This window comes from Cupriavidus sp. C2SS-8b (assembly GCF_057073745.1).
Genome location: NZ_CP172717.1, coordinates 442,262 through 464,175, shown reverse-complemented (window position 1 = coordinate 464,175; position 21,914 = coordinate 442,262). Strand labels below are relative to the sequence as shown.

Here is a 21,914-nt window from a genome sequence, read left to right as displayed (position 1 = left end):
TGTCTTTTGATTTATACCGCCTTATACTCACGCCCCGTCATGGATGACTTCAATGAAAGGCTTCTACGCGGCCTGAACTTGTGTTCATAACCATGCATTGATGAACCAGAAAGGGAAGGTAGAACGTGAAAGGACAACAGGACACATTGCGGCTGAATCCGCTCGCCTCGGCGCTGGCCGGTGCGGTGGCAGCCTTTGCCATGCAGGGTGCCGGGGCCCAGGAAAGCAAGGCGGCCGCCGGGGCAACGACTGAAACCAAGCCGGTGACGTTGCAGAGCGTGACCGTGACGGGCGCGAGGGACGACGGCTACAAGGTCGATACAGCCCAGTCGTCCAAGTTCACCGCCCCGCTGCTCGACACCCCGAAGTCCGTCACGGTGGTACCCGCCGAAGTCGTGCAGCAAACTGGTTCAGGTTCCCTGCAGGAGGCGTTGCGGACCACGCCGGGCATTACCTTTGGCGCCGGCGAGGGCGGCAACCCGATCGGCGATCGTCCTTTCATCCGCGGCTTCGACTCGATGTCGAGCATCTACGTCGACGGCGTGCGCGACACCGCTTCGCAGACGCGCGACACCTTCAATATCGACCGCATCGAGGTCATCAAGGGCCCCAGCTCGGCCTTCGGCGGCAAGGGATCGGCCGGCGGCATGATCAATATCGTGTCCAAGCTGCCGACGGCCGAGACCTTCACGCAGGGATCGCTGGGCGTCGGCACGGACTCGTACTTCCGCGCGACGGCGGACGGCAACTACCTGCTCAACGACAACACCGCCGTGCGTCTGAACGCCATGGGCCAGAGCTTCGACGTGCCCGGCCGCAATGAAGTCGACCAGCGCTCGTGGGGCTTTGCGCCGTCGGTGACGTTCGGCCTGAATTCGCCGACCCAGATCACGCTGCAGTACTACCACCTGCAAGGCAACGGCATGCCCGACTACAGCATCCCGTACAACCGTGGCTCGGCGGCGCCGACGAAAGAGAACCCGATCGGTCCGGCGAACGTCAATCGCAACAACTTCTACGGCCTGACCGACCGCGACTTCCAGAAGACGCAATCGGACATCGCCACCGCGATCATCAAGCATGATTTCCGCAACGGCCTGGTGTTCAGCAACACCACGCGCTGGGGCCGTGCCAGCAACAACTACATCGTCACCAATCCCGATGACAGCCGTGGCAATGTGGTGAATGGCTACGTGTACCGCAGCACCAAGAGCCGCGACTCGAGTACCGAGACGCTCACCAACGCCACTGACCTGAGCGCCGAGTTCCATACCGGCCCGCTCAAGCACAACGCCAGCTTCGGCTTCGAGTTCAGCCGCGACAACACCGAGAACAATCCGTACAACGTGGTCTCGGCCGGCCCGTCAGGCAGCACCTGCAATGCGGGATTGCTGGCCAGCTTCGACTGCACGTCGCTGTACAACCCGACCCCGAACGACCCGTGGCGCGGCAGCATCTCCAAGATGCCGTACACCACGACCACGACCACCAGCACCCAATCGGTCTACCTGTTCGACACCGTCGAGATCACCAGGCAATGGCTGGTCAACGGCGGCGTGCGCTACGACAACTACAACACCCACGCCTTCACTCCGGCTTACAAGAACCCGAACACAGGTGCGGCCGTGGCGGTGGCGGATATCCGCAACAACTCGCACTTCTTCAACTACCAGGCCGGCATCGTCTACAAGCCGGTGGAGTACGGCAGCATCTACCTGTCGTATGGCACGGCGTCGACACCGCCGGGCTCGACCAATGGCGACGGCGCCGACAATATCGCCGCGACGCAACGCAGTCTGGACCCGGAGCGCTCGCGCGCGATCGAACTCGGCACCAAGTGGGACCTGTTGTCGCGCCGCCTGTCGCTGACCGGCGCCATCTTCCAGATCGAGAAGAACAACGCCCGCGTGGCGCTGGACGCCAACACCACCATCAACGCCGGCAAGCAGCGCGTGAAGGGTTTCGAGCTGGGCTTCGCAGGTAACCTCACGGACAAGTGGGGCGTGTTCGGCGGCTATACCTACCTGGACAGCGAACTGATCGACAACGGTCCGCAGGCAGCGAATGCCATCAACAATGGCAACCAGTTTCCCAATACGCCGAAGAACAGCTTCAGCCTGTGGTCGACCTACCAGGTCCTGCCAGCCTTGACGGTGGGTGGCGGCGCCTACTATGTCAGCCAGGTGTATGGCAACGCGGCCAACTCGCTGTATGTGCCAGCGTACTGGCGCTTTGATCTGATGGGCGCCTACCGCGTCAACAAGAACCTGACGCTGCAGCTGAATATCCAGAACCTGTTCGACAAGACGTACTACACCAAGGCCTACGCGTCGCACTATGCGGCGCTGGCACCGGGGCGGTTTGGGATGTTGACGGCAAACTTCAGGTTCTAAAGATGCCCTCGCGGGATTGATGCAACCATTGCGAGTGACCGCGGGTTTCGGCGTCATGCCGGGCCCGCGGGCTTTTTGGTTTTGGATTTGAACGGGCGTCGTTCTTGGCGGGCGCCGCTGTTTCGCAGGCGTAGCCTGCGAGTCACTTTTTGTCCGAGCGACAAAAAGTAACCAAAAAACGCGTTTACTTGTCCTAACGGACGAATATTGATCGTAGTGTGCGAAGGATTTCGTACGGGTATTCGCTTCAGAGTCTGCCCCGCTGCCTGCCGCGTGGAGCGCGTCCGTATGCAGGCTCTCCGGCAATGATTGAACCAGCCCCGAACCTGTCCGTGGCCCGACACTGCGCGCGTTATCGCATCATCGCCTTCGGTTGCTGCGCGGCTCAGTAGTCGACAGAAGGGACGTCATCAGCGGCGCAGATGCTGGTACTTCCGTTTCTTCTCTTGCCTTCCCTCCCCTCGGTTTCACTTAGTGCGCGCAGCCCAGTGTGAACGAAGCCACGCAATTCAGCGAAGAACCTTTTTTCGCGACGCAGGCAGCGAACTGCCATGCAATCGGTCAAGCATCAGCCCATCGCCGCAGGAGATTGTGATACACCCCGGTCAACCCAACCACGTCGGCATCCTTCTGTCCCATCGCCTGCGCAACATGCTGGATGCGCGTATCGAGCTCAAACAGCAAGGCGCGTTGTCCATCGTCGCGCACCATGCTCTGGATCCAGAAGAACGATGACACGCGCGCGCCGCGCGTGACCGGCGTGACGTGGTGCAGGCTCGTGGCCGGATACAGCACCATGTGCCCCGCCGGCAGTTTGACGCGATGCTGGCCGTAGGTGTCTTCCACCACCAGCTCGCCACCGTCGTAGTCTTCCAGCTCCGTCAGGAACAGCGTCGCCGACAGGTCGCTGCGTATCCGAAAGCCGGTACCGCGCAAGTAGCGGATGGCGTTGTCGACATGGTTGTCGAACGCGTGGCCGCCTTCGTAGCGGTTGAACAAGGGCGGAAACACCTTCAGCGGCAACGCTGCGGCGAAGAACGTCGCGTTGGCACCCAGCGCATCCTGGATCAGGTCGCCCACTTGCCGCGCAACCGGCGAACCCTCCGGCAATTGCATATTGCGCTTGGCGAGCGCCGACTGATGTCCGGATGTTGCATTGCCGTCAGTCCATTCCGCGGCATCCATCAGTTGCCGGCATTGCGCCACCTGGATCTTGGACAGGACGTCCGGAATCTGCAGCATCATGCTTGACCCACCTTCTCGAATCGGGGTTGTGAGCAGAACAGAGCGCCGATTGTAGGGAAAAACGCCACCCAATACAAACGAGAATCATTCCTTACTGACCCGGGTCAAGCGCCATGTGATGGCATAACTCGCAGTCCGGTCGCTTTTGGCCGGACTGCGCGCCTTAGCCTGCCGCCATCGGCCGGAACGGCTCGTTGGCGGGGGCGGGAAACGTGCGGGGCAGCAGGGCTCCGACACCGTCGACGCCGCGTTCGTCTTCACCGAGGAACTGCGCCACGGTCTCGGCGACCAGCCGCCGGTCGTTGTCGATACTGAGCATGTGATAGCTCTCTTCGACGACCAGCAGCCGCGACGCGTGGATCTGCCGGTTCAGGTAGTAGGCCGAACGCAGGCTGGTCAGCTCGTCTTCGCGCGCATGGATGATCATGGCCGGGCGCGGCACGTAGCGCGCGCACTTGCGCACATGGCGGCGCAGGCGATCAAGTTCGCGGATGCAGGCGAGCGGTGTCCAGGAATAGTGGAAGGTATCGCCCCGCAGGAAGCGGGCCTTGATCGCCGCGCGCAAGACGCCGTTCTTGACGCCAAACGGCTCGGATTCCTTCACGCGGTAACGGTCGCGCAAGCTGGGAACGTGATAGGCCAGATGCCGCACCCAGCGGTACCAGGGCAGCGACCAGCCATCCAGGAACACCGGCGTCGCCAGGGCCACGACCCTTCCCCGCTTCTCGCCGACCAGTTGACTGAGCGCCAGCGCCAGCAAGGCGCCCATGCACATGCCGACGATGTGGACGGTATCGTGCCTGGCACGCAAGTCCAGGTATTGCGCGGAAACGGCTTCGATCCAGTGCTCGAATCGCACGCCGACGAGATCCTCGGGACGCGTGCCGTGTCCCGGCAGTACGGCGCACTTCGTTTCGTATCCTTTTCCCTTCAGTGCCTTCTCTACCAGCCGCAGTTCATGTTCCGTGCCGCCAAGTCCGGGGATCAAAAGAGCCGCCGTCGTATTGCGTGAACCGGTGACATCGCCATTCAACAACTTTGCATCCACTTTTTTATTCACTTTCATTCGAGGCACTGCGGCGGGCAGCACTGTGCAGCGTCTTCGCCACTTAGCACGTAATCGTTTGTAAACGAAACAAAGCGTCATCTCGTTGACATTCGCGGGCACCTAGTCTGTCACGCCAGGCGTGGCTTTTATGTGAGGATTTACCCGCCTCCCGCAACAAGGGCGAGCCAGGCATGCGGCCAAATGCGTGCCCAGCCACGCATCCGGAGCCTTTAGAGGCAATCCATATCCGATTCAGGAATAATCATTGTTTTATTTTTAATATTATTCCGAGAAAATCACGCCCCTATGCGCGCGAGAGTCAGATTTGCGATCTACTTGCGAACAGCCAGATGCAGTCCTCGCCGAACAACTGCGCGAGCAGCACGAAAACGGTGCGATTGAGGGCATCCATGTTGCAAGCTCGGGCAAGACTCAGGATGCGACTGTATGGAAGAAGACTTAGGCGGGGCTGAGCGGCAAGCCGCGACAGGTACGCCGCCCAGTGGCTTTGATAGTGGACCGGACAGATTTGGATACAAATTGCCCCGGATTCCGCGTCATCGGACAGCGCCGCGGTCCCGTTAGCGGCTCAAGCGGGATCAGACGGGGACCGGCTGGCGGCCCCTCCCGACCTCACGAGGCATTTGACCATGAAGAAGTTCCTGACCATCGGCCTGCTGGCCGGACTTTCAGCCCTTGCATCGGCCAGCGCGCAAGCCCACGTTGACGTCGGCATCGGCATCGGGCTGCCCGGGCCGGTCCTTGTCGCCCCACCGGTCTATGCGGCGCCTGTCTACGCGCCGCCACCGCCCGTGGTCGTCCAGCCGCAGCCGGTTGTTGTTGCCCCGGGTTACTACGGCGGCTGGCGCGACCGCGAGTGGCGTGAGCACGAATGGCGCGAGCAGCGTTGGCGCGAGCACGAATGGCGTGAGCGTCACCGGGAATGGCGCCACTGGCGCGAGGACGACTGAACGTCCTTCATGCGTGCCCCGGAAGGGCACCTCAGGCCCCCGGCAGGCGCGCCGGCCATTGTGCTCCTACGCCGAAATGCCGTTCATATAAGGTATCAACCACCACGTCATTCCCGCGCAGGCGGGAATCCAGCGTCGTTTGAAGGCACTGGGTTCCCGCCTGCGCGGGAATGACAGTGGTTAACTGAACGGCATTAGCACCTACGCCGCGGTCTTAACCTGCGCCTCGAGTTCGGCAATCTTCTTGCGCAAGGCCCGCTCCTCCTGGAAGCGCACCGTCTCATCGCGAATGGTGGCCACGATTCCCGAGATCTGCCCGTCTGGTCCGTGCAGCAGCGCCACGGTGAAGGCAATCGACATCGCCTTGCCGTCCTTGTCCACCGCCGGCACTTTCAGCAGATCGCTTCCGTAGCGCGTGATGCCGGTGGCCATGGTCTTGTCGTAGCCCTCCCAGTGACGGCCGCGCAGACGCTCCGGGATGATCAGATCCAGCGACTGGCCCATGGCTTCAGCCTGCGTATAGCCGAACATGCGCTCGGCCGCCGGGTTCCAGAGCGTAATGGCGCCCTTGGCGTCGGAGATGATGATGGCGTCGCCAATGGCGGACACCAGTTGCTCGTAGTCGATGCTGGCTTGCATGGGAATCCCCTCTTTGCCGGACATTGCGGCAGGGTGTATGGGTTGGTTGACAGTAGTGCGTTCGCGTGCCGCGACACAGTTTGGCACAGCTGCGCGTTGCAGTAAAAAACGCCGGAGACCGCTTGCGCGGCACTCCGGCGTTCAGTCCCGTTCAGGCATGGGCAAACCGGCTCAGATCACCTGGCTTTCGCGCAGGCGCTTGATGTCTTCCGCGCCGTAACCGAGGCCTGCCAGCACTTCTTCGCTGTGCTCGCCCAGCAGCGGTGAACCCGTGATTTCCGGCTTGAGGTCCGAGAACTTGATCGGGCTGCCCACGGTCAGGTAGGTACCGCGCTCCTTGTGCTCCACTTCGGTGATCGAGCCGCTGGCGCGCAGCGACGGATCGGCGGCAATTTCCTTCATCGACAGGACCGGCGAGCAGGGAATGTCGTACTTGCGCAGGATGTCCACCGCTTCGTACTTGGTCTTGTCCGCGAGCCAGTCCTCGATGGTCTTGAAGATATCGAAGATATGCGGCTGGCGTGCCTTGGCCGTGGCGTAGTTCGGGTCGGTGATCCATTCCGGCTTGCCCAGCGCCTTGCAGATCGGCTCCCAGGCATGGCCCTGGATGGTGAAGTAGATATACGCGTTCGGGTCGTTCTCCCAGCCCTTGCACTTCAGCACCCAGCCCGGCTGGCCACCACCGCCGGCGTTGCCGCCGCGAGGCACCACGTCGCTGAACTCGCCATGCGGGTACTGCGGATACTCTTCCAGGAAGCCCAGGCGGTCCAGGCGCTGCTGGTCGCGCAGCTTCACGCGGCACAGATTCAGCACGGCGTCCTGCATCGACACGGCCACCTTCTGGCCCTTGCCGGACTGCTGGCGGCCGATGATGGCGGTCAGGATGCCGATGGCCAGGTGCATGCCGGTGTTCGAATCGCCCAGCGCGGCGGCCGACACGGTCGGGGGACCGTCCCAGAAGCCGGTGGTCGACGCCGCACCGCCGGCGCATTGCGCCACGTTCTCGTAGACCTTCAGGTCTTCATAGTGGTGGCCGTCGCTGAAGCCCTTGACCGACGCCACGATCATCTTCGGGTTCAGTTCGTTGATGCGTTCCCACGAGAAGCCCATGCGATCGAGCGCGCCCGGGCCGAAGTTCTCGACCAGCACATCCGATTCGCGGATCAGCTGCTCCAGGATCTTCTTGCCGTCGGGCTTCTTCGTATCCAGCGTGAGCGAACGCTTGTTGCTGTTGAGCATGGTGAAGTACAGCGCATCGACATCGGGGATATCGCGCAGCTGCGTGCGAGTGACATCGCCCGAACCGGGACGCTCCACCTTGATCACGTCCGCGCCGAACCAGGCGAGCAGCTGCGTGCAGGCGGGACCGGCCTGGACGTGCGTGAAGTCGATGATCTTGATACCTTTCAGTGGGAGGCTCATTTTCGTTCTCCTATTGGATAAGAAGGATGAAATTCGGGTGGATTCGGGTGGGGGTGGATTACTTCTTCGCCGAGCTTTGCGGATTCAGGTTGGTCAGGCGGCCGCTTTCGGTGCCGGCCGACGGGTCGATGACGGCGTTGACCAGCGTGGGCTTGCCCGAGCGCAGGGCTTCGTTCACCGCGGCTTCGAGTTCCGCCGTCGTGGTGACGTTGGCGCCGACACCGCCGAACGCTTCCATCATCTTGTCGTAGCGCGCGCCCGGGACGAACGTCGTCACGGCCGGATCCGCGCCACCGGTCGGGTTCTTGTCGATGCCCTTGTAGATGCCGTTGTTGTTGAAGATGACGATGCAGACCGGCAGGTTGTAGCGGCAGATCGTCTCGACTTCCATGCCCGAGAAACCGAACGCGCTGTCACCGCACAGCGCCAGCACCGGCTTCTTCGTCTCAACCGCCGCGGCCACCGCGTAGCCCATGCCCACGCCCATCACGCCCCAGGTGCCGACGTCCAGGCGCTTGCGCGGCTCGTACATGTCGATCACGGCGCGGGCGTAGTCCAGCGTGTTGGCGCCTTCATTGACGAACGAGATGCTCGGATTGGCCTTGATGACATCCTTCAGCACGCGCAGCGCGGTGTGGAAGTTCATCGGCGAGACTTCCTTGTTCAGCATCTCGCCCATCTTCGCCAGGTTCTTGTCCTTGCGCTCGTACACGGCATTCAGCCATTCGGCAGGCGGCTTGGCGAAGTCATTGCCGACCTTGCCGAGGATGGCGGAGACGCACGAACCGATATCACCCACCACCGGCGCGGCGATGGCGACGTTGCTGTCCATCTCGGTCGGCGAGATGTCGATCTGGATGAACTGCTTCGGGCCGCCCCAGGTCTTGCCCTTGCCGTGCGCCAGCAGCCAGTTCAGGCGCGCGCCCACCAGCAGCACCACGTCGGCTTCAGCCAGTACATACGAGCGTGCCGCCGAGGCCGATTGCGGGTGCGTGTCAGGCAGCAGGCCCTTGGCCATCGACATCGGCAGGTACGGAATGCCGGTCTTCTCGACCAGCGCGCGGATATCCTCGTCGGCGCGGGCGTAGGCGGCGCCCTTGCCCAGCAGGATCAGCGGACGCTTTGCGCCCTTCAGCAGCGCGACAGCACGGTCAACCGAGTCCGGTGCCGGCAATTGGCGCGGGGCCGGATCCACGACCTTGATCAGCGATTTCTTGCCCTTCTCGGCGTCCAGCGACTGGCCCAGCAGCTTGGCCGGCAGGTCCAGGTAGACACCGCCCGGACGGCCCGAGACCGCGGCACGAATGGCGCGGGCGATACCGACACCGATGTCTTCGGCGTGCAGCACGCGGAAGGCTGCCTTGGCGTGCGGACGGGCGATGGCCAGCTGGTCCATCTCTTCGTAGTCACCCTGCTGCAGATCGACGATCTCGCGCTCGCTCGAGCCGCTGATCAGGATCATCGGGAAGCAGTTGGTGGTGGCGTGCGCCAGCGCGGTCAGGCCGTTCAGGAAGCCAGGCGCCGACACGGTCAGGCAAACGCCCGGCTTTTGCGAGATAAAGCCGGCAATCGCTGCGGCGTTGCCCGCGTTCTGCTCGTGGCGGAAGCTGATGACGCGCATGCCGTTGGCCTGCGCCAGACGCGCCAGATCGGTGACCGGAATGCCGGGCAGGCCGTAGATGTTTTCGATGCCGTTCAGCTTGAGCGCGTCGATGACCAGATGAAAACCATCGGTTTGTGCCTGATGTTCTTCCGCGGCGTGACGCTGCAGCTCATTTCCGACTTCTGCCATGGTTGCTTCCTTCTATACAAATTGACTGGGGTTGGAATTCTTTTATTTCAGGGTGTCTTGCGCGGTGGTGGTCCTGTACCGCTTCGCTTCGCCTTCTGACATACCTGGTCTCCTCGTTGGACGCGTCTTGCTGCTGCGTGGGGCCTGTCCCCTTGCTTCAACCCGCCGGTCCGTTCAACCGTCTTGATGACATACGGTATGTGATATATCAGAGAACGGCAAGCTATTTTCCTACTCTGCGATCAACTTTCGTCGGTGCACCGCAGCAAATCTGATTCTATCTACGCCTAAATCAGCACAACTCCTGAATCCGTGCCATTCATTCGCCATTCGCACAGATGTCAGTTCTTAATTCGCGCGCTGGCTGCATTGCGCATGACATCGTTTAGATATATTACATACCACGTTTTCAAACGCTTTAAGGCCTTCTGAAAAGCCTTCCAACGTCCGTCCTCAACAGCTCATGCCTGCCCTGCTCCGAGGCGCTTGCGCCTGATGGCCTGGCGCAAGCGCCAGGCCTCCTGGAAACATCAATACCTCGCGACAGGTACGGTCATGCCCGGATCAATCACCGCCGCGCCTGGCCGATGCGCTCGCAAGGAAGGGCATGTCCGACACCGGCATGCGCGCTTCCGAATGGCCCGTGATAAACCGCTTGCGCATCGGCGCCAGCACCAGCTTTGCCGACAGGCCTGCTGCGATGGTCACCACGGCTGCGACCGTGAAGACCGCGTCCCAGCCTCCGTGCGCAGACAGGATGGAAGCCAGCGGCACAAGCATCGCCGCCGTGCCTTTCGCCGTGTACAAGGTGCCGGCGTTAGCCGCCGCGAACTTGCTGCCGAACGTATCCGCGCACAGCGCCGGGAAGATCGAGAAGATCTCGCCCCAGAACAGGAACGTCAGCGCCGCGAAGAACATGAACGCATAGGGATTCTGGCCAAACTGCATGAGCCCGAGCAGCGCCAGGCCCTCGCCGATAAAGATTACGAACATCGTGTTCTCGCGGCCGAAGCGGTCCGACAGGAAGCCGCACAGCGGACGCGTGAAGCCGTTGCACAGGTTGTCGATCGACAGCGTCATCGTCAGCAGCGGCAGCGTCATGCCCAGCATCGTGATCGGCATCGAGGCGAAGCCGAAGTCCTTGGCGATCGGGCCCAGCTGCGCCGTGGCCATGATGCCGCCCGCGGCCACCGCGACGAAGCAGATATAGATCAGCCAGAACACGGGCGTCTTCATCATCTGCCCCGGCGTGAATTCCACCGGGTTGGTCAGCACGGCCTTCGCCGCCACCGCACCCTTCGGCGCCTTAGGCTTCACCAGCAGCAGCGCCAGCGCGAAGATCGCAACGCCCTGCAGGATGCCGAAGAACAGGAACGCTTGCTCGTATCCCGCGCTATGGATCATGTTCGCGATCGGAATCACCGTGATCGCAGCGCCCGCGCCAAAGCCCGCGGCAGTCAGGCCTGCAGCCAGGCCTCGCTTGTCCGGGAACCACTTCAGCGCGTTGCCGACGCAGGTGCCATATACGCCACCGGCGCCAATGCCCGCGATCACTGCGGCCGCGTACAACTCCGGCAGCGTCGTCGCATATGCATTCATGACCCACGCCAGCCCCGCGCAGAGCGCACCGCCCGCCACCACCGGACGCGGGCCGAACTTGTCCACCAGCCAGCCTTCCAGCGGCACCAGCCAGGTTTCGGTCACGATGAAAATGGAAAATGCCACCTGGATTGCGGACGTGCCCCAATGATGCTTGGCGTCCATAGGTGACACAAATAGAGTCCAGCCATACTGCAGGTTTGCCACCAAACCCATGCAAACCACGCCTACGGCCAGCTGGAACCAACGGTTCTGCAGGCCACGTCCTTCACCGGACGCGACTACCGCTTCTTGATGCGCCATCTACCTGTCTCCTGGTGCTTTTTCTGCGTCCTCGTCGGGACTGCTTAGGGTCTCTTAACTTCGGAGCCCTTGTTCACAACTGGATCGGCGCCTGACATTGCGGCACGTAAATCTCGGAATTGATGCTACCTGATGCTTAATTTCGTCAGGCTTAAACTTTTTTATCGTATGTATTTACGATCGTTTATATATTGCAGATTTCGCATCAATCTCATGCCAGGCCGCCGCATGACTGCGCTTTGATACATAAGCGATCGTCATCAACGGCGGCCGTCAGCGCGCGAAATCAGGCCGGAACCTCCTCGAGCTGGCGCAACAGCGCGTCCACGCTGCCCTTGGCATCGCCGAACCACATCCGCGTGTTCTCCTTGTAAAACAAGGGGTTGTCCACGCCCGCATAGCCGGCGGCCATGCTGCGCTTGGAGACCACCACGGTGCGCGCCTTCCAGACTTCGAGCACCGGCATGCCGGCGATGGGACTGGCCGGGTCTTCGAGCGCCCCCGGGTTAACGATATCGTTGGCGCCGACCACCAGGACGACATCGGCGTGCTCGAAGTCCTCGTTGATCTCCTCCATTTCGAGCACGATGTCATAGGGCACGCGCGCCTCCGCCAGCAGCACGTTCATGTGCCCCGGAAGACGGCCGGCCACGGGATGGATGCCGAAGCGCACATTGACACCCTGCGCCTTGAGCCGCTTTGCGATCTCGCTGATGGTGCCCTGTGCCTGCGCCACCGCCATGCCGTAGCCGGGAACGATGATGACCTCGTTCGCGTCCTTCAGCAGTGCGCTGACTTCGTCGCTGGAGACCGGCAGCACTTCGCCCTGCTCCGTCGCCGTGCCCTTGGCCTGCGTCGCGCCGAACCCGCCCAGGATCACCGACAGGAACTTGCGGTTCATGGCCTTGCACATGATGTAGCTGAGGATGGCGCCGCTCGACCCCACCAACGCGCCGGTGATGATCAGCAGGTCATTGCCGAGCATGAAGCCGGTCGCCGCTGCCGCCCAGCCCGAATAGCTGTTCAGCATCGACACCACCACCGGCATGTCGGCCCCGCCGATCGCCGCGACCAGGTGCGCGCCCACCAGCAGCGCGATCACCGTCATCACGCCCAGCGGCACCAGCCCGTCCTGCGCCGACCCCGCGTTGATGAACTGGTAGCCCAGCACCACGCACGCTGCGAGCGCCACCGCATTGAGCAGGTGGCGGCCCGGCAGCAGCGTCGGCTTGCCGCCGAGCGTGCCGCGCAGCTTGAGGAAGGCGATCACCGAGCCCGTGAAGGTCACCGCGCCGATCAGGATGCCGAGGTAGGTCTCCACTTCGTGGATCACTTTCTCGGCGCCCGTGAGCGCATGCGAATCGAGGTAGTTGGCGTAGCCCACCAGCACCGCGGCCAGTCCGACGAAGCTGTGCAGCACCGCCACCAGCTCGGGCATCTGCGTCATCTCGACGCGCCGGGCCAGCACCGCGCCGGCGCCTGCGCCGAGCACCATCGCGCCGATGATGATGGGCACCCCGTCAGGGCTGCCTGCCAGCACCGTGGTGAGGATGGCGATGGCCATGCCGGCGATGCCGAGCAGGTTGCCGCGCCTGGCGGTGGCCGGATGGCTCAGCCCGCTCAGGCTGAGGATGAAGAGCGCGCTCGCGCCCAGGTAAGCAATATTGCTGATTCCCGAAGGCATGTCTGTCTCCTCAGTCGCGCTGGAACATCTTCAGCATGCGCTGCGTCACCAGGAAGCCGCCCGCGATGTTGATGGTGGCGATCAGCACCGCCGCGCCGGCGATGATGGCGGTGGCGAGCGTCGGCTTGCCGAGTTGCACCAGCGCGCCGACCACGATGATCCCGCTGATCGCGTTGGTCACGCTCATCAGGGGCGTATGCAGGGCGGCGGTCACGTTCCACACGACCTGGTAGCCGACGAAGATCGCCAGCACGAACACCGTGAAGTGCGCCATGAAAGCCGGCGGTGCCACGGCACCGAGCCCGAGCAGCGCAATCACGGCGATCGCCAGCGCAATCAGCGTCGAGCCGGTCCGACTGGGTGCTTCGGCAGGCTCGGCCTGTACCGGTGCTTCGGCCGCTGGCGCCGGTGGCGGCAGGGTCTTCAGCGGTGGCGGCGGCCACGTCACGTCGCCCTGGTGCAGCACGGTGGCGCCACGGATCATCTCGTCATCCATGTCGACCACGAGCTGGCCATCCTTGCCAGGCGTCAGTTCCGTCAGCAGGTGCCGGATATTGGTGGCGTAGAGCTGGCTCGACTGCGCCGCCATGCGGCTCGGCAGGTCGGTGTAGCCGACGATGGTGACGCCCTGGTGCGTCACCGACTCGCCGGGCACGGTCAGCACGCAATTGCCGCCCTGCTCGGCGGCCAGGTCCACCACCACGCTGCCGGGACGCATCAGCGCCACCGTATCGGCTTCGAGCAGGCGCGGTGCGGGCTTGCCGGGGATCAGCGCGGTGGTGATGATGATGTCGACCTCGCGCGCCTGCTCGGCGAACAGCTTCATCTCGGCCTCGATGAACGCCGGGCTCATCTCCTTGGCATAGCCGCCGCCGCCGTTGCCGTCTTCCTCGATTTCCACCGTCAGAAATTCGGCGCCGAGGCTTTCGATCTGCTGGCGCACCACCGGCCGCGTGTCGAACGCGCGCACGACGGCACCCAGGCTGCGCGCCGCGCCGATCGCAGCGAGGCCCGCCACGCCCGCGCCGATCACCAGCACGCGTGCGGGCGGGATCTTGCCCGCTGCCGTGATCTGCCCGGCAAACGGACGGCCGAAAGCATGCGCGGCTTCGATCACCGCGCGATAGCCCGCCATATTGGCCATCGAGCTGAGCGCGTCCAGCTTCTGCGCGCGCGAGATGCGCGGCACGCAGTCCATCGCGAGCACCGTGGCGCCGCGTTGCGACAGCCGTTCGAGCAGCGTCATCTGCTGCGCGGGCCAGACAAAGCTGATCAGCGTGGCGTGCTTCTTGAGCAGTGCCGCTTCTTCCACGCCCAGGCCCGGATGCACCTGGGGCGGGCGCACCTTGATCATGACATCGACCGATGCCCACAGGCTGGCGGCATCCACGATGGCCGCGCCGGCGGCCCGGTAAGCATCGTCCGAAAACGACGCCTGCTGGCCGGCGCCGGATTCCACTGCCACCTCATAACCGAGCTTGGTCAGTTCCCTGACCGAATCGGGCGTCGCGGCAACACGCCGCTCCCCGGGATGAACCTCCCGGGGGACACCAATTGTCATTGGCATGGCTTTCCCTTTGATTGTTGGGCGCTGTTGGGCAATTACCCGCGCACGTGATTCACCAGCGAGCCGATGCCTTCGATGCTCACCTCGACCACCGCGCCGTCCTTCATCGAACCCACGCCCAGTGATGTGCCAACGGCGATCACATCGCCCGGCATCAACGTCAGGTCCTGCGAGATGCGGCTGACCTGCTCCTCGGGCGAAAAGATCATGTCCGAGAGCGGGTAGTTCTGCCGCTCCACGCCATCGAGCCGCGTCTTCACGCTGGCGGCGCGCCAGTTGAAGCCGGGCACGATGGCCGGGCCGATGCAGCCGAAGGTGTCGAAACCCTTGGCACGCGTCCACTGCGGGAAATTGGGATCGGCGGCGATCAGCTCCGCCGCGGTCACGTCATTGACCACGGTGTAGCCGAAGATGTGCGACGCCGCCTCGGCCACCGACACATTGCGCGCCTTCTTGCCGATCACGATGCCAAGCTCGCCCTCGTAGACGATCTTGCCGTCATAGCTGCGCGGGCGCTCCACGGCGTCGCCGGGGCCGGCCAGCGAAGTGCCCGGCTTGATCAGGAACAGCGGGTGCGTCGGCACGGGCTTTTCCAGCTTGCGCGCCAGCGCGTGAAAGTTGTTCCATAGCGCCACGACCTTGCCCGGCTCGCAGGGCGCGAACAGGTGCAGCTCGCCAAGCTTGTGGATGGCGCCGGTGGGTTGAGGGTCGGCATAACCGGGGCCATCGTATTCAATGACGCGGTCGCTATCGGCACCTTCGGTGCGGCCGTGGCCGACACTGCCGTCTGCACGGCGGAAACGAATCCAGGATTGCACAGCACGAACTCCTCCGGCGGGCACGCGTCAGGCATGCCCGCTCGGTGTGGGAAACAGAGGGAGAGAGGGACTGTCGGGCGCTCAGACGGCGCCGGCCAGCTTCATCGCGGCGATCTGGGCCGGCGTGCGGCCCAGCCACTCCAGGATTTCCTCGGTGTGCTCGCCCAGCAGCGGGGCACGCTCGACCTTCACTGGGGAGTCGGACAGCGCGATCGGCGAGCCGAGCTGCACATACTTGCCGCGCGTCGGGTGCTCCAGTTCCACCAGGTAGCCGCGCTCGTACATCGACTGGTCCTCGATCAGGTCCTTCATCGACAGGATCGGGCCGCACGGCACATCGACTTCGTTGAGCGCGTTCATCACTTCGAACTTGGTCAGGCTCGAGGTCCACTGCTCGATGATGCCGAAGCACTGCCCCAGCTTCTTCAGGCGGACTTCCGGCGAGGCGAACTCCGGATCGGTGATCAGCTCTTCGCGCCCGCACAGGCGCATCAGCGGCTCCCAGCCCTGCGGCTGGATGATGACGTAGACGTAGTCGTTGGGGCCGCCCGGCGAGCAGCGCAGCGCGGCGCCCGGCTGGCCACCGCCCGATGCATTGCCCGCGCGCGGCACGTGATCGTCGAACTGTTCGTTGGGGTACTCGCGCAGCGGGCCGGCATCGAGCCGTTGCTGGTCGCGCAGCTTCACGCGGCACAGGTTCAGCACGGCATCCTGCATGGCGACTTCCACGCGCTGGCCGCGCCCGGAATGCTCGCGCTGCAGCAGCGCGGCCAGGATGCCGACCACGCAGTGCACGCCGGTGCCCGAATCGCCGATCTGGGCGCCGGTGACCGTCGGCACGCCGGCGGCGTCGCCGGTGGTAGAGGCCGAACCGCCCATGCATTGCGCCACGTTCTCATACGCCTTGCAGTCTTGATACGGACCGGGGCCGAAGCCCTTGATCGACGCATAGATCAGGCGCGGATTCAGGTCCTGCAGGTGGTCCCAGTCGAAGCCCGCGCGCGCCAGCACGCCGGGACCGAAATTCTCGATCAGCACGTCGCTGCGCTGGACCAGGTCTTCGAGCAACGCCTTGCCTTCAGCCGTCTTCATGTTCAGCGTCAGGCTGCGCTTGTTGCTGTTGAGCATGGTGAAGTACAAGCTGTCGGCGTTCGGCACGTCGCGCAGCTGGCTGCGCGTGATGTCTCCCCGGCCCGGCATTTCGACCTTGATCACGTCGGCGCCCATCCAGGCCATCAGCTGCGTGGCCGATGGGCCGGCCTGGACGTGCGTCATGTCCAGGATCCGGATGCCCTCCAGTGCTTTTCTTTCCATGGCGATGTCTCCTCTGCTTTGTTTAACTTGTGCCGGTCATTTCGACCCGTCTTGATGACATACGGTATGTGATATATCAGAAGACGGCAAGTAATTTTCCTGCCCAGCAGTGAACTTTCGTCGCTGCAATGCAGCAAAACCACCGGCACCCGCGGCCGGTGCGCTTCGGCGCAAGCCCTTGTCCGGCCTGAGCTGGCGGGCGCAAACCGCGATCAGGAAGAGGAGCGAGACCAATCATTCCGAAAATGTAGCGTCATGTACACTGATATATCACATACCAAAGTTCAAGACGCGAGGGAAACTCAGAATGCAAGAACGGCGGACAAAGTCCGCCGTCCGGCAGGTGGGCCACTGCGTGTTGTCGGCAGCTCAGTCCAGGAAATCGCAGTGCTTCTCGACGTAGTCAGCCAGGTCCAGCGAGTGCTGTCGAACCAGCCGCTCGGCCAGTTCGGTATCGCGCTTTTCCAGTGCCTCGATGATGCGCAGGTGATCGACGATCGAGCGCGAGGCCCGGTCGCTCTGCGAGATGGTCATTTTCCGGATGGCCCGCACATGGATAAAGATATTGCGGATCGTGTCCATGATGATCTGCGACTTCGACATCTGCACGATCGCCTGGTGGAACACGATATTGGCATCCGAGTATTCCTCGATATGCTCGGCCGGCGTCGAATCGCGGAAGCTGTCGAACATGCGCCGCAACTGGGCGATCTCGGCATCGGTGGCATTCAGCGTGGCAAGGCGCGCCGCCATGCTTTCCAGCGCCGCCCACATCTGGATCATCTCGACGATCTCGCGCTTGGTCTTGCGCATGATGTAGATGCCGCGCCGGGGCACGGTGCGCAGGAAGCCCTCCTGCTCGAGCAGCGTCATGGCCTCGCGGATCGGCGTGCGGCTCACGCCCATGGCCTCGCTCAGTACGCGCTCGTCCAGCCGGATCTCATCGCGCGACTGATAGATATCCGCGTCGGCAATGGCCTGGCGCAACATGGCGTAGGCCTGGTCGCGCAGGCTGGCGCCGGCGTTGATGGGTTGCACGGACAGGGCCAGTGCTGGCGGCTGGACAATCGGTTGGCTTTGCGCAGACATGAATAAGCTCGTGTGAGACCGGTGGCGCGGCAGCCACAATGGCAGCCCGCCGCATTCCTGCACAGCTTAGCAAAATCGCCTGGAGTCATTCCCGAATCGCATCAAACCCGGATGGGGTTCGATGGCGGCGTCCGCGCGGTGCCCGGTCTGTCGTATATGGTATATCACAATGGCTATCCCTTCCCGACGGCGAAGCCAAGAAAACGTGACTTTTGCCGCCGATGCCATGACGAAACGCGCCCGCCCGGACCATACGGATATGGGCCGGGCGGCGTGGCGCAGTGGTCGATCAGGCCGCCAGTCGCGCCATCTCGTCGCGCTGCTTGATCAAGCCGAGAACGGCGTCGCACATCGGCGTGGGATGTTCGACCAGCCGGCCCATCTCCTGCACCACCGTCAGCAGCGGATCGATTTCCATCGCCCGGCCGGCTTCCAGGTCCTGCAGCATCGACGTCTTGTGCGCGCCCACGGCGCCCGCGCCGTTGATGCGCCGTTCCACGTCGACGCGGAACTTCACGCCAAAGGACTCGGCAATGCTCTGGGCTTCCAGCATCATCTGGCGCGACAGTGCGCGCGTGGCGGGATTGGCGGTGATCACGTCGAGCGTGGCGTGGGTCAGCGCGCTGATCGGGTTGAAGCACAGGTTGCCCCACAGCTTGAGCCAGATCTCGTCGCGAATGTTGTCGCGCACCGGCGCATCCAGGTCGGCGGCCATCATCATCTGGCTGAGTCGCGTCACGCGCTCGGACTGGCTGCCGTCGGGCTCGCCCAGCGGAAACTTCTTGCCGTACACGTGCTTGATCACGCCGGGCTCGATGATTTCAGCGGCGGGATAGACCACGCAGCCGATCGCGCGCTCGGGTCCGAAACCGCGCCATTGCCGGCCGCCGGGGTCCACGCTTTCCAGCGTCGAGCCGGCCAGCTGGCCGCCATGCTTGTAGAAGTACCAGTACGGAATGCCATTGACGCCCGTAACGATGGCAGTCTGCGGGCCCAGCAGCGGCTGGATCAGGTCCACCACGCCGGGCACCGAATGCGCCTTGAGGGTGATGAACACATAATCCTGCGGCCCGAGTTCGCGCGGGTCGCTGGTGCAGTTCACCTTGGCCACGCGCTCCTCGCCGTCGATCAGCAGGCGCACGCCGTTGGACTGCATGGCGGCCAGGTGCGGGCCGCGCGCGACGAAACTGACGTCCGCCCCGGCGCGCGCCAGCTGAGCACCGACATAGCCACCGATGGCCCCTGCCCCATAGATGCACACTTTCATTGCCTGTCTCCTTGATGGCTCGATAGTATCATTGATATATCACATACTATATTCCACAAAGGCAGACGACAACCTTAATCTTCATGTTCGAGTTTTCCGTCGTCACAAGCACTTGCTACCATGTCTACGACACTGCGCTTGCGGGCCAGCGGCAAGGGCCCTCCTACACTCGATCGGAGTTCACATGGAATCGTCCCTTGCATTGCTGCAGGATCCCGCCGCCTGGGCTGCGCTGGCCACGCTGGTGGCGATGGAGATCGTGCTGGGCATCGACAACCTGATCTTCATCTCCATCCTCACCAACAAGCTGCCGGAAACCATGCGGGAGAAGGCGCGGCGCGTTGGCATTGGCCTGGCCCTGATCCTGCGCCTGGCGCTGCTGGCGACGATTGCCGTGATCGTTACGCTGACCGAGCCGCTCTTCACCGTGCTGGGACGCGGCATTTCCTGGCGCGGCCTGATCCTGATCGCCGGCGGCGTGTTTCTCGTCTGGAAGGCCACGCGTGAAATCCACCATCACGTCGCGGGCGAGCCTGAAGGCGGCGACGACACTGGCAAGGCGAGCGCCACCCAGAGCTTCGCCAGCGCCATCGGGCAGATCCTGGTGCTGGACCTGGTGTTCTCGATCGACAGCATCATCACCGCCGTCGGCATGACCGAACACGTCGAGATCATGTTCATCGCCGTGATTGCGGCCGTCACGGCGATGTTGTTTGCCGCCACGCCGCTGGCGAACTTCATCAACCGCAACCCGACCATCGTGATGCTGGCGCTGGCGTTCCTGATGATGATCGGCATGACGCTGATCGCCGAAGGCCTCGGCACCCATGTGCCCAAGGGCTATATCTATACGGCGATGGTGTTCTCGGCCGCGGTGGAGGGGCTGAACATGATCTCGCGGAAGCGGCGGGCGCAACGCAGGGTCCGCGCCGGCGAGTGACTGAGCCGCCCTCTCGCTGTAACAGTCGGTGTCCGAACTTTCGCCGGACCGGGGCGTCTCTTACAGTTCTGCACTGACGCAAGACGAAAAAAGGACGCTGACGCCACATGATGAATCGCCGCACCCTGCTGGTTTCCGCCACCGCCTCCGCTGCCCTGGCCGCACTGGGCATCACTCCGTCGGCGTTGGCCGCCAGCGGGATCAAGCTGGGCGAGCCGCGCCCGTTCAGCTTCGACGCCCTCATCGACCAGGCCCGCGCGCTGGCCGGCAAGCCCTACGCGGCGCCGCCGGCGCCCCCGCCCGACGTGCTCGACCGGATCGACTACGACGCCCACGGCAAGATCCGCTTCCGTCCCGAGAACGCGCTCTTCGCCGACGGCCCCGGCCAGTTCCCGGTCACGTTCTTCCACCTGGGCACCTACTTCCGCACGCCGGTCCGCATGCATGTGATCGACCGCGGCCGCGAGGGCAAGGGCAATGCGCGCGAGATCGTCTACGAAGAAAGCTACTTCGACATGCCCGCCGACAGCCCCGCGCACAAGCTGCCGCGCGGCAGCGGCTTTGCCGGGTTTCGCTTCCAGGAAAGCCGCGTGGGCGACCAGAAAGCGAGGGACTGGAAAAAGAACGACTGGGTTGCCTTCCTGGGCGCGTCGTATTTCCGGGCGATCGGTGAGCTGTACCAGTACGGCCTGTCCGCGCGCGGCATCGCCATCGACGTGGCCGAGGCGGGCAAGGCCGAGGAATTCCCGAACTTCACCCATTTCTATTTCGAGACGCCCGAAGGCAAGAGCGACACCGTGACGGTCTATGCCTTGCTCGACGGACCGAGCATCGCCGGCGCCTACCGCTTCGTCATGCAGCGCGGCAAGGCCGTGGTGATGGACGTGGAATGCGCGCTGTTCCTGCGCAAGGACGTGGCGCGTCTCGGCCTGGCACCGCTCACCTCGATGTACTGGTTCTCCGAAACCATGAAGGGCACCGCGGTCGACTGGCGCCCCGAAGTCCATGATTCCGACGGCCTGGCGCTCTGGAACGGCGCCGGCGAGCATATCTGGCGCCCGCTCAACAACCCGCCGCGGACCATGGCTTCGGCCTTCGCCGACGACAACCCGCGCGGCTTCGGCCTGCTGCAGCGGGACCGCCAGTTCGATCACTACCAGGACGGCGTCAACTACGAACGCCGGCCCAGCCTGTGGGTCGAGCCGCGCGACGGCTGGGGCGCCGGGGCGGTGCAGCTGATCGAACTGCGCACCGACGACGAGATCCACGACAACATCGTGGCCATGTGGGTACCCAAGGCTCCGGCGCGCGCCGGCAATACCTACCGTCTGCGCTACCGCCTGCACTGGCTCGCCGACGAACCGTTCCCGAGCCCGCTCGCGCGCTGCGTGGCCACGCGCATGGGCAACGGCGGCCAGCCCGGGCAGCCGCGCCCGCAGGGCGTGCGCAAGTTCATGGTCGAGTTCAAGGGCGCCCCGCTGGAAAAGCTGCCGTTCGGCGTCAAGCCGGAAGCGGTACTGAGCGCATCGCGCGGCAAGTTCTCCTATGTCTTCACGGAAGCCGTGCCCAACGGCGTGCCGGGCCACTGGCGTGCGCAGTTCGACCTGGCGGCCGACGGCAGGGAGCCGGTCGACCTGCGGCTGTTCCTGCGGCTCGGCGGCAAGCCGCTGTCGGAAACCTGGCTTTATCAGTACCACCCGTTCCAGTCGCCGGCGGGCTACGGCGCCTGACACGGCTTCGCGGCGGAGGTCGCGTTGATGGCTCCAGGCAAGGCCCCGCCCGCGGTGCGCACTATTGCGTCGCAGTGATGTCAGCGGCCCGCG

At 63.7% G+C, this 21,914-nt stretch carries 16 protein-coding genes; 4 read left to right on the top strand and 12 right to left on the bottom strand.

Annotated elements, in window-relative coordinates; all coding sequences use genetic code 11:
• The first annotated feature begins 125 nt into the window (after positions 1-125).
• A complete protein-coding gene (locus tag ACIGJB_RS19085) occupies positions 126-2,393 on the top strand; it encodes a TonB-dependent receptor (protein ID WP_483733868.1) in 2,268 nt (755 codons plus the stop codon).
• Positions 2,394-2,954: 561 nt separating this feature from the next.
• Here ACIGJB_RS19085 and ACIGJB_RS19080 read toward each other — a convergent pair.
• Positions 2,955-3,638, bottom strand: a complete 684-nt coding sequence (locus ACIGJB_RS19080) for a Fe2+-dependent dioxygenase (RefSeq protein WP_483733867.1) — start codon at positions 3,636-3,638, stop codon at positions 2,955-2,957.
• Positions 3,639-3,801: 163 nt separating this feature from the next.
• Positions 3,802-4,704, bottom strand: a complete 903-nt coding sequence (locus tag ACIGJB_RS19075) for an alpha/beta hydrolase (protein ID WP_483733866.1) — start codon at positions 4,702-4,704, stop codon at positions 3,802-3,804.
• Positions 4,705-5,336: 632 nt separating this feature from the next.
• Between ACIGJB_RS19075 and ACIGJB_RS19070 the strand changes: the two genes are divergently transcribed.
• Positions 5,337-5,657 carry a hypothetical protein gene (locus ACIGJB_RS19070; RefSeq protein ID WP_483733865.1) on the top strand — a complete coding sequence of 107 codons (321 nt, stop codon included), beginning with the start codon at positions 5,337-5,339 and terminating at the stop codon, positions 5,655-5,657.
• A 201-nt stretch (positions 5,658-5,858) separates the two neighbouring features.
• Here the strand turns inward: ACIGJB_RS19070 and ACIGJB_RS19065 are convergent, their stop codons facing one another.
• From ACIGJB_RS19065 to ACIGJB_RS19020, 10 genes are all read right to left on the bottom strand, one after another.
• Entirely contained in the window at positions 5,859-6,296 is a 438-nt protein-coding gene (locus tag ACIGJB_RS19065) for a PAS domain-containing protein (RefSeq protein ID WP_483733864.1), read from the bottom strand.
• A gap of 171 nt (positions 6,297-6,467) precedes the next feature.
• On the bottom strand, positions 6,468-7,718 hold the full coding sequence (frc, locus tag ACIGJB_RS19060; RefSeq protein WP_483733863.1) for a formyl-CoA transferase: 1,251 nt from the start codon (positions 7,716-7,718) through the stop codon (positions 6,468-6,470).
• A 58-nt stretch (positions 7,719-7,776) separates the two neighbouring features.
• Positions 7,777-9,510, bottom strand: coding sequence for an oxalyl-CoA decarboxylase (gene oxc / locus ACIGJB_RS19055; RefSeq protein ID WP_483733862.1), 1,734 nt, complete (start codon positions 9,508-9,510; stop codon positions 7,777-7,779).
• A gap of 564 nt (positions 9,511-10,074) precedes the next feature.
• Positions 10,075-11,412, bottom strand: a complete 1,338-nt coding sequence (gene oxlT, locus ACIGJB_RS19050) for an oxalate/formate MFS antiporter (RefSeq protein WP_483733861.1) — start codon at positions 11,410-11,412, stop codon at positions 10,075-10,077.
• Positions 11,413-11,698: 286 nt separating this feature from the next.
• Positions 11,699-13,096, bottom strand: coding sequence for a Re/Si-specific NAD(P)(+) transhydrogenase subunit beta (pntB, locus tag ACIGJB_RS19045; RefSeq protein WP_483733860.1), 1,398 nt, complete (start codon positions 13,094-13,096; stop codon positions 11,699-11,701).
• 10 nt (positions 13,097-13,106) lie between these two features.
• Positions 13,107-14,663, bottom strand: a complete 1,557-nt coding sequence (locus ACIGJB_RS19040; RefSeq protein WP_483733859.1) for a Re/Si-specific NAD(P)(+) transhydrogenase subunit alpha — start codon at positions 14,661-14,663, stop codon at positions 13,107-13,109.
• Between the two features lie 35 nt (positions 14,664-14,698).
• Entirely contained in the window at positions 14,699-15,481 is a 783-nt protein-coding gene (locus tag ACIGJB_RS19035) for a fumarylacetoacetate hydrolase family protein (protein WP_483733858.1), read from the bottom strand.
• Positions 15,482-15,562: 81 nt separating this feature from the next.
• Entirely contained in the window at positions 15,563-16,795 is a 1,233-nt protein-coding gene (gene frc, locus ACIGJB_RS19030) for a formyl-CoA transferase (protein WP_483733857.1), read from the bottom strand.
• A 369-nt stretch (positions 16,796-17,164) separates the two neighbouring features.
• On the bottom strand, positions 17,165-17,884 hold the full coding sequence (locus ACIGJB_RS19025; protein WP_483733856.1) for a GntR family transcriptional regulator: 720 nt from the start codon (positions 17,882-17,884) through the stop codon (positions 17,165-17,167).
• A 289-nt stretch (positions 17,885-18,173) separates the two neighbouring features.
• Complete coding sequence (locus tag ACIGJB_RS19020; RefSeq protein ID WP_483733855.1) at positions 18,174-19,151, bottom strand: 2-dehydropantoate 2-reductase; 978 nt, start codon at positions 19,149-19,151, stop codon at positions 18,174-18,176.
• Between the two features lie 184 nt (positions 19,152-19,335).
• On the opposite strand from ACIGJB_RS19020, the gene ACIGJB_RS19015 reads away from it, so the two are divergent.
• Both ACIGJB_RS19015 and ACIGJB_RS19010 read left to right on the top strand, forming a co-directional pair.
• Entirely contained in the window at positions 19,336-20,091 is a 756-nt protein-coding gene (locus ACIGJB_RS19015) for a TerC family protein (RefSeq protein WP_483733854.1), read from the top strand.
• Positions 20,092-20,198: 107 nt separating this feature from the next.
• Entirely contained in the window at positions 20,199-21,821 is a 1,623-nt protein-coding gene (locus ACIGJB_RS19010) for an OpgD/OpgG family glucan biosynthesis protein (RefSeq protein WP_483733853.1), read from the top strand.
• Positions 21,822-21,914 lie beyond the last annotated feature (93 nt).

Excerpts from the sequence above, each read along its gene's own strand:
- ACIGJB_RS19080 (WP_483733867.1), bottom strand. The coding sequence starts at position 3,638 with ATGATGCTGCAGATTCCGGACGTCCTGTCCAAGATCCAGGTGGCGCAA.
- ACIGJB_RS19075 (WP_483733866.1), bottom strand. The coding sequence starts at position 4,704 with ATGAAAGTGAATAAAAAAGTGGATGCAAAGTTGTTGAATGGCGATGTC.
- ACIGJB_RS19070 (WP_483733865.1), top strand. The coding sequence starts at position 5,337 with ATGAAGAAGTTCCTGACCATCGGCCTGCTGGCCGGACTTTCAGCCCTT.
- ACIGJB_RS19065 (WP_483733864.1), bottom strand. The coding sequence starts at position 6,296 with ATGCAAGCCAGCATCGACTACGAGCAACTGGTGTCCGCCATTGGCGAC.
- frc (WP_483733863.1), bottom strand. The coding sequence starts at position 7,718 with ATGAGCCTCCCACTGAAAGGTATCAAGATCATCGACTTCACGCACGTC.
- oxc (WP_483733862.1), bottom strand. The coding sequence starts at position 9,510 with ATGGCAGAAGTCGGAAATGAGCTGCAGCGTCACGCCGCGGAAGAACAT.
- oxlT (WP_483733861.1), bottom strand. The coding sequence starts at position 11,412 with ATGGCGCATCAAGAAGCGGTAGTCGCGTCCGGTGAAGGACGTGGCCTG.
- pntB (WP_483733860.1), bottom strand. The coding sequence starts at position 13,096 with ATGCCTTCGGGAATCAGCAATATTGCTTACCTGGGCGCGAGCGCGCTC.
- ACIGJB_RS19040 (WP_483733859.1), bottom strand. The coding sequence starts at position 14,663 with ATGCCAATGACAATTGGTGTCCCCCGGGAGGTTCATCCCGGGGAGCGG.
- frc (WP_483733857.1), bottom strand. The coding sequence starts at position 16,795 with ATGGAAAGAAAAGCACTGGAGGGCATCCGGATCCTGGACATGACGCAC.
- ACIGJB_RS19025 (WP_483733856.1), bottom strand. The coding sequence starts at position 17,884 with ATGTCTGCGCAAAGCCAACCGATTGTCCAGCCGCCAGCACTGGCCCTG.
- ACIGJB_RS19020 (WP_483733855.1), bottom strand. The coding sequence starts at position 19,151 with ATGAAAGTGTGCATCTATGGGGCAGGGGCCATCGGTGGCTATGTCGGT.
- ACIGJB_RS19015 (WP_483733854.1), top strand. The coding sequence starts at position 19,336 with ATGGAATCGTCCCTTGCATTGCTGCAGGATCCCGCCGCCTGGGCTGCG.
- ACIGJB_RS19010 (WP_483733853.1), top strand. The coding sequence starts at position 20,199 with ATGATGAATCGCCGCACCCTGCTGGTTTCCGCCACCGCCTCCGCTGCC.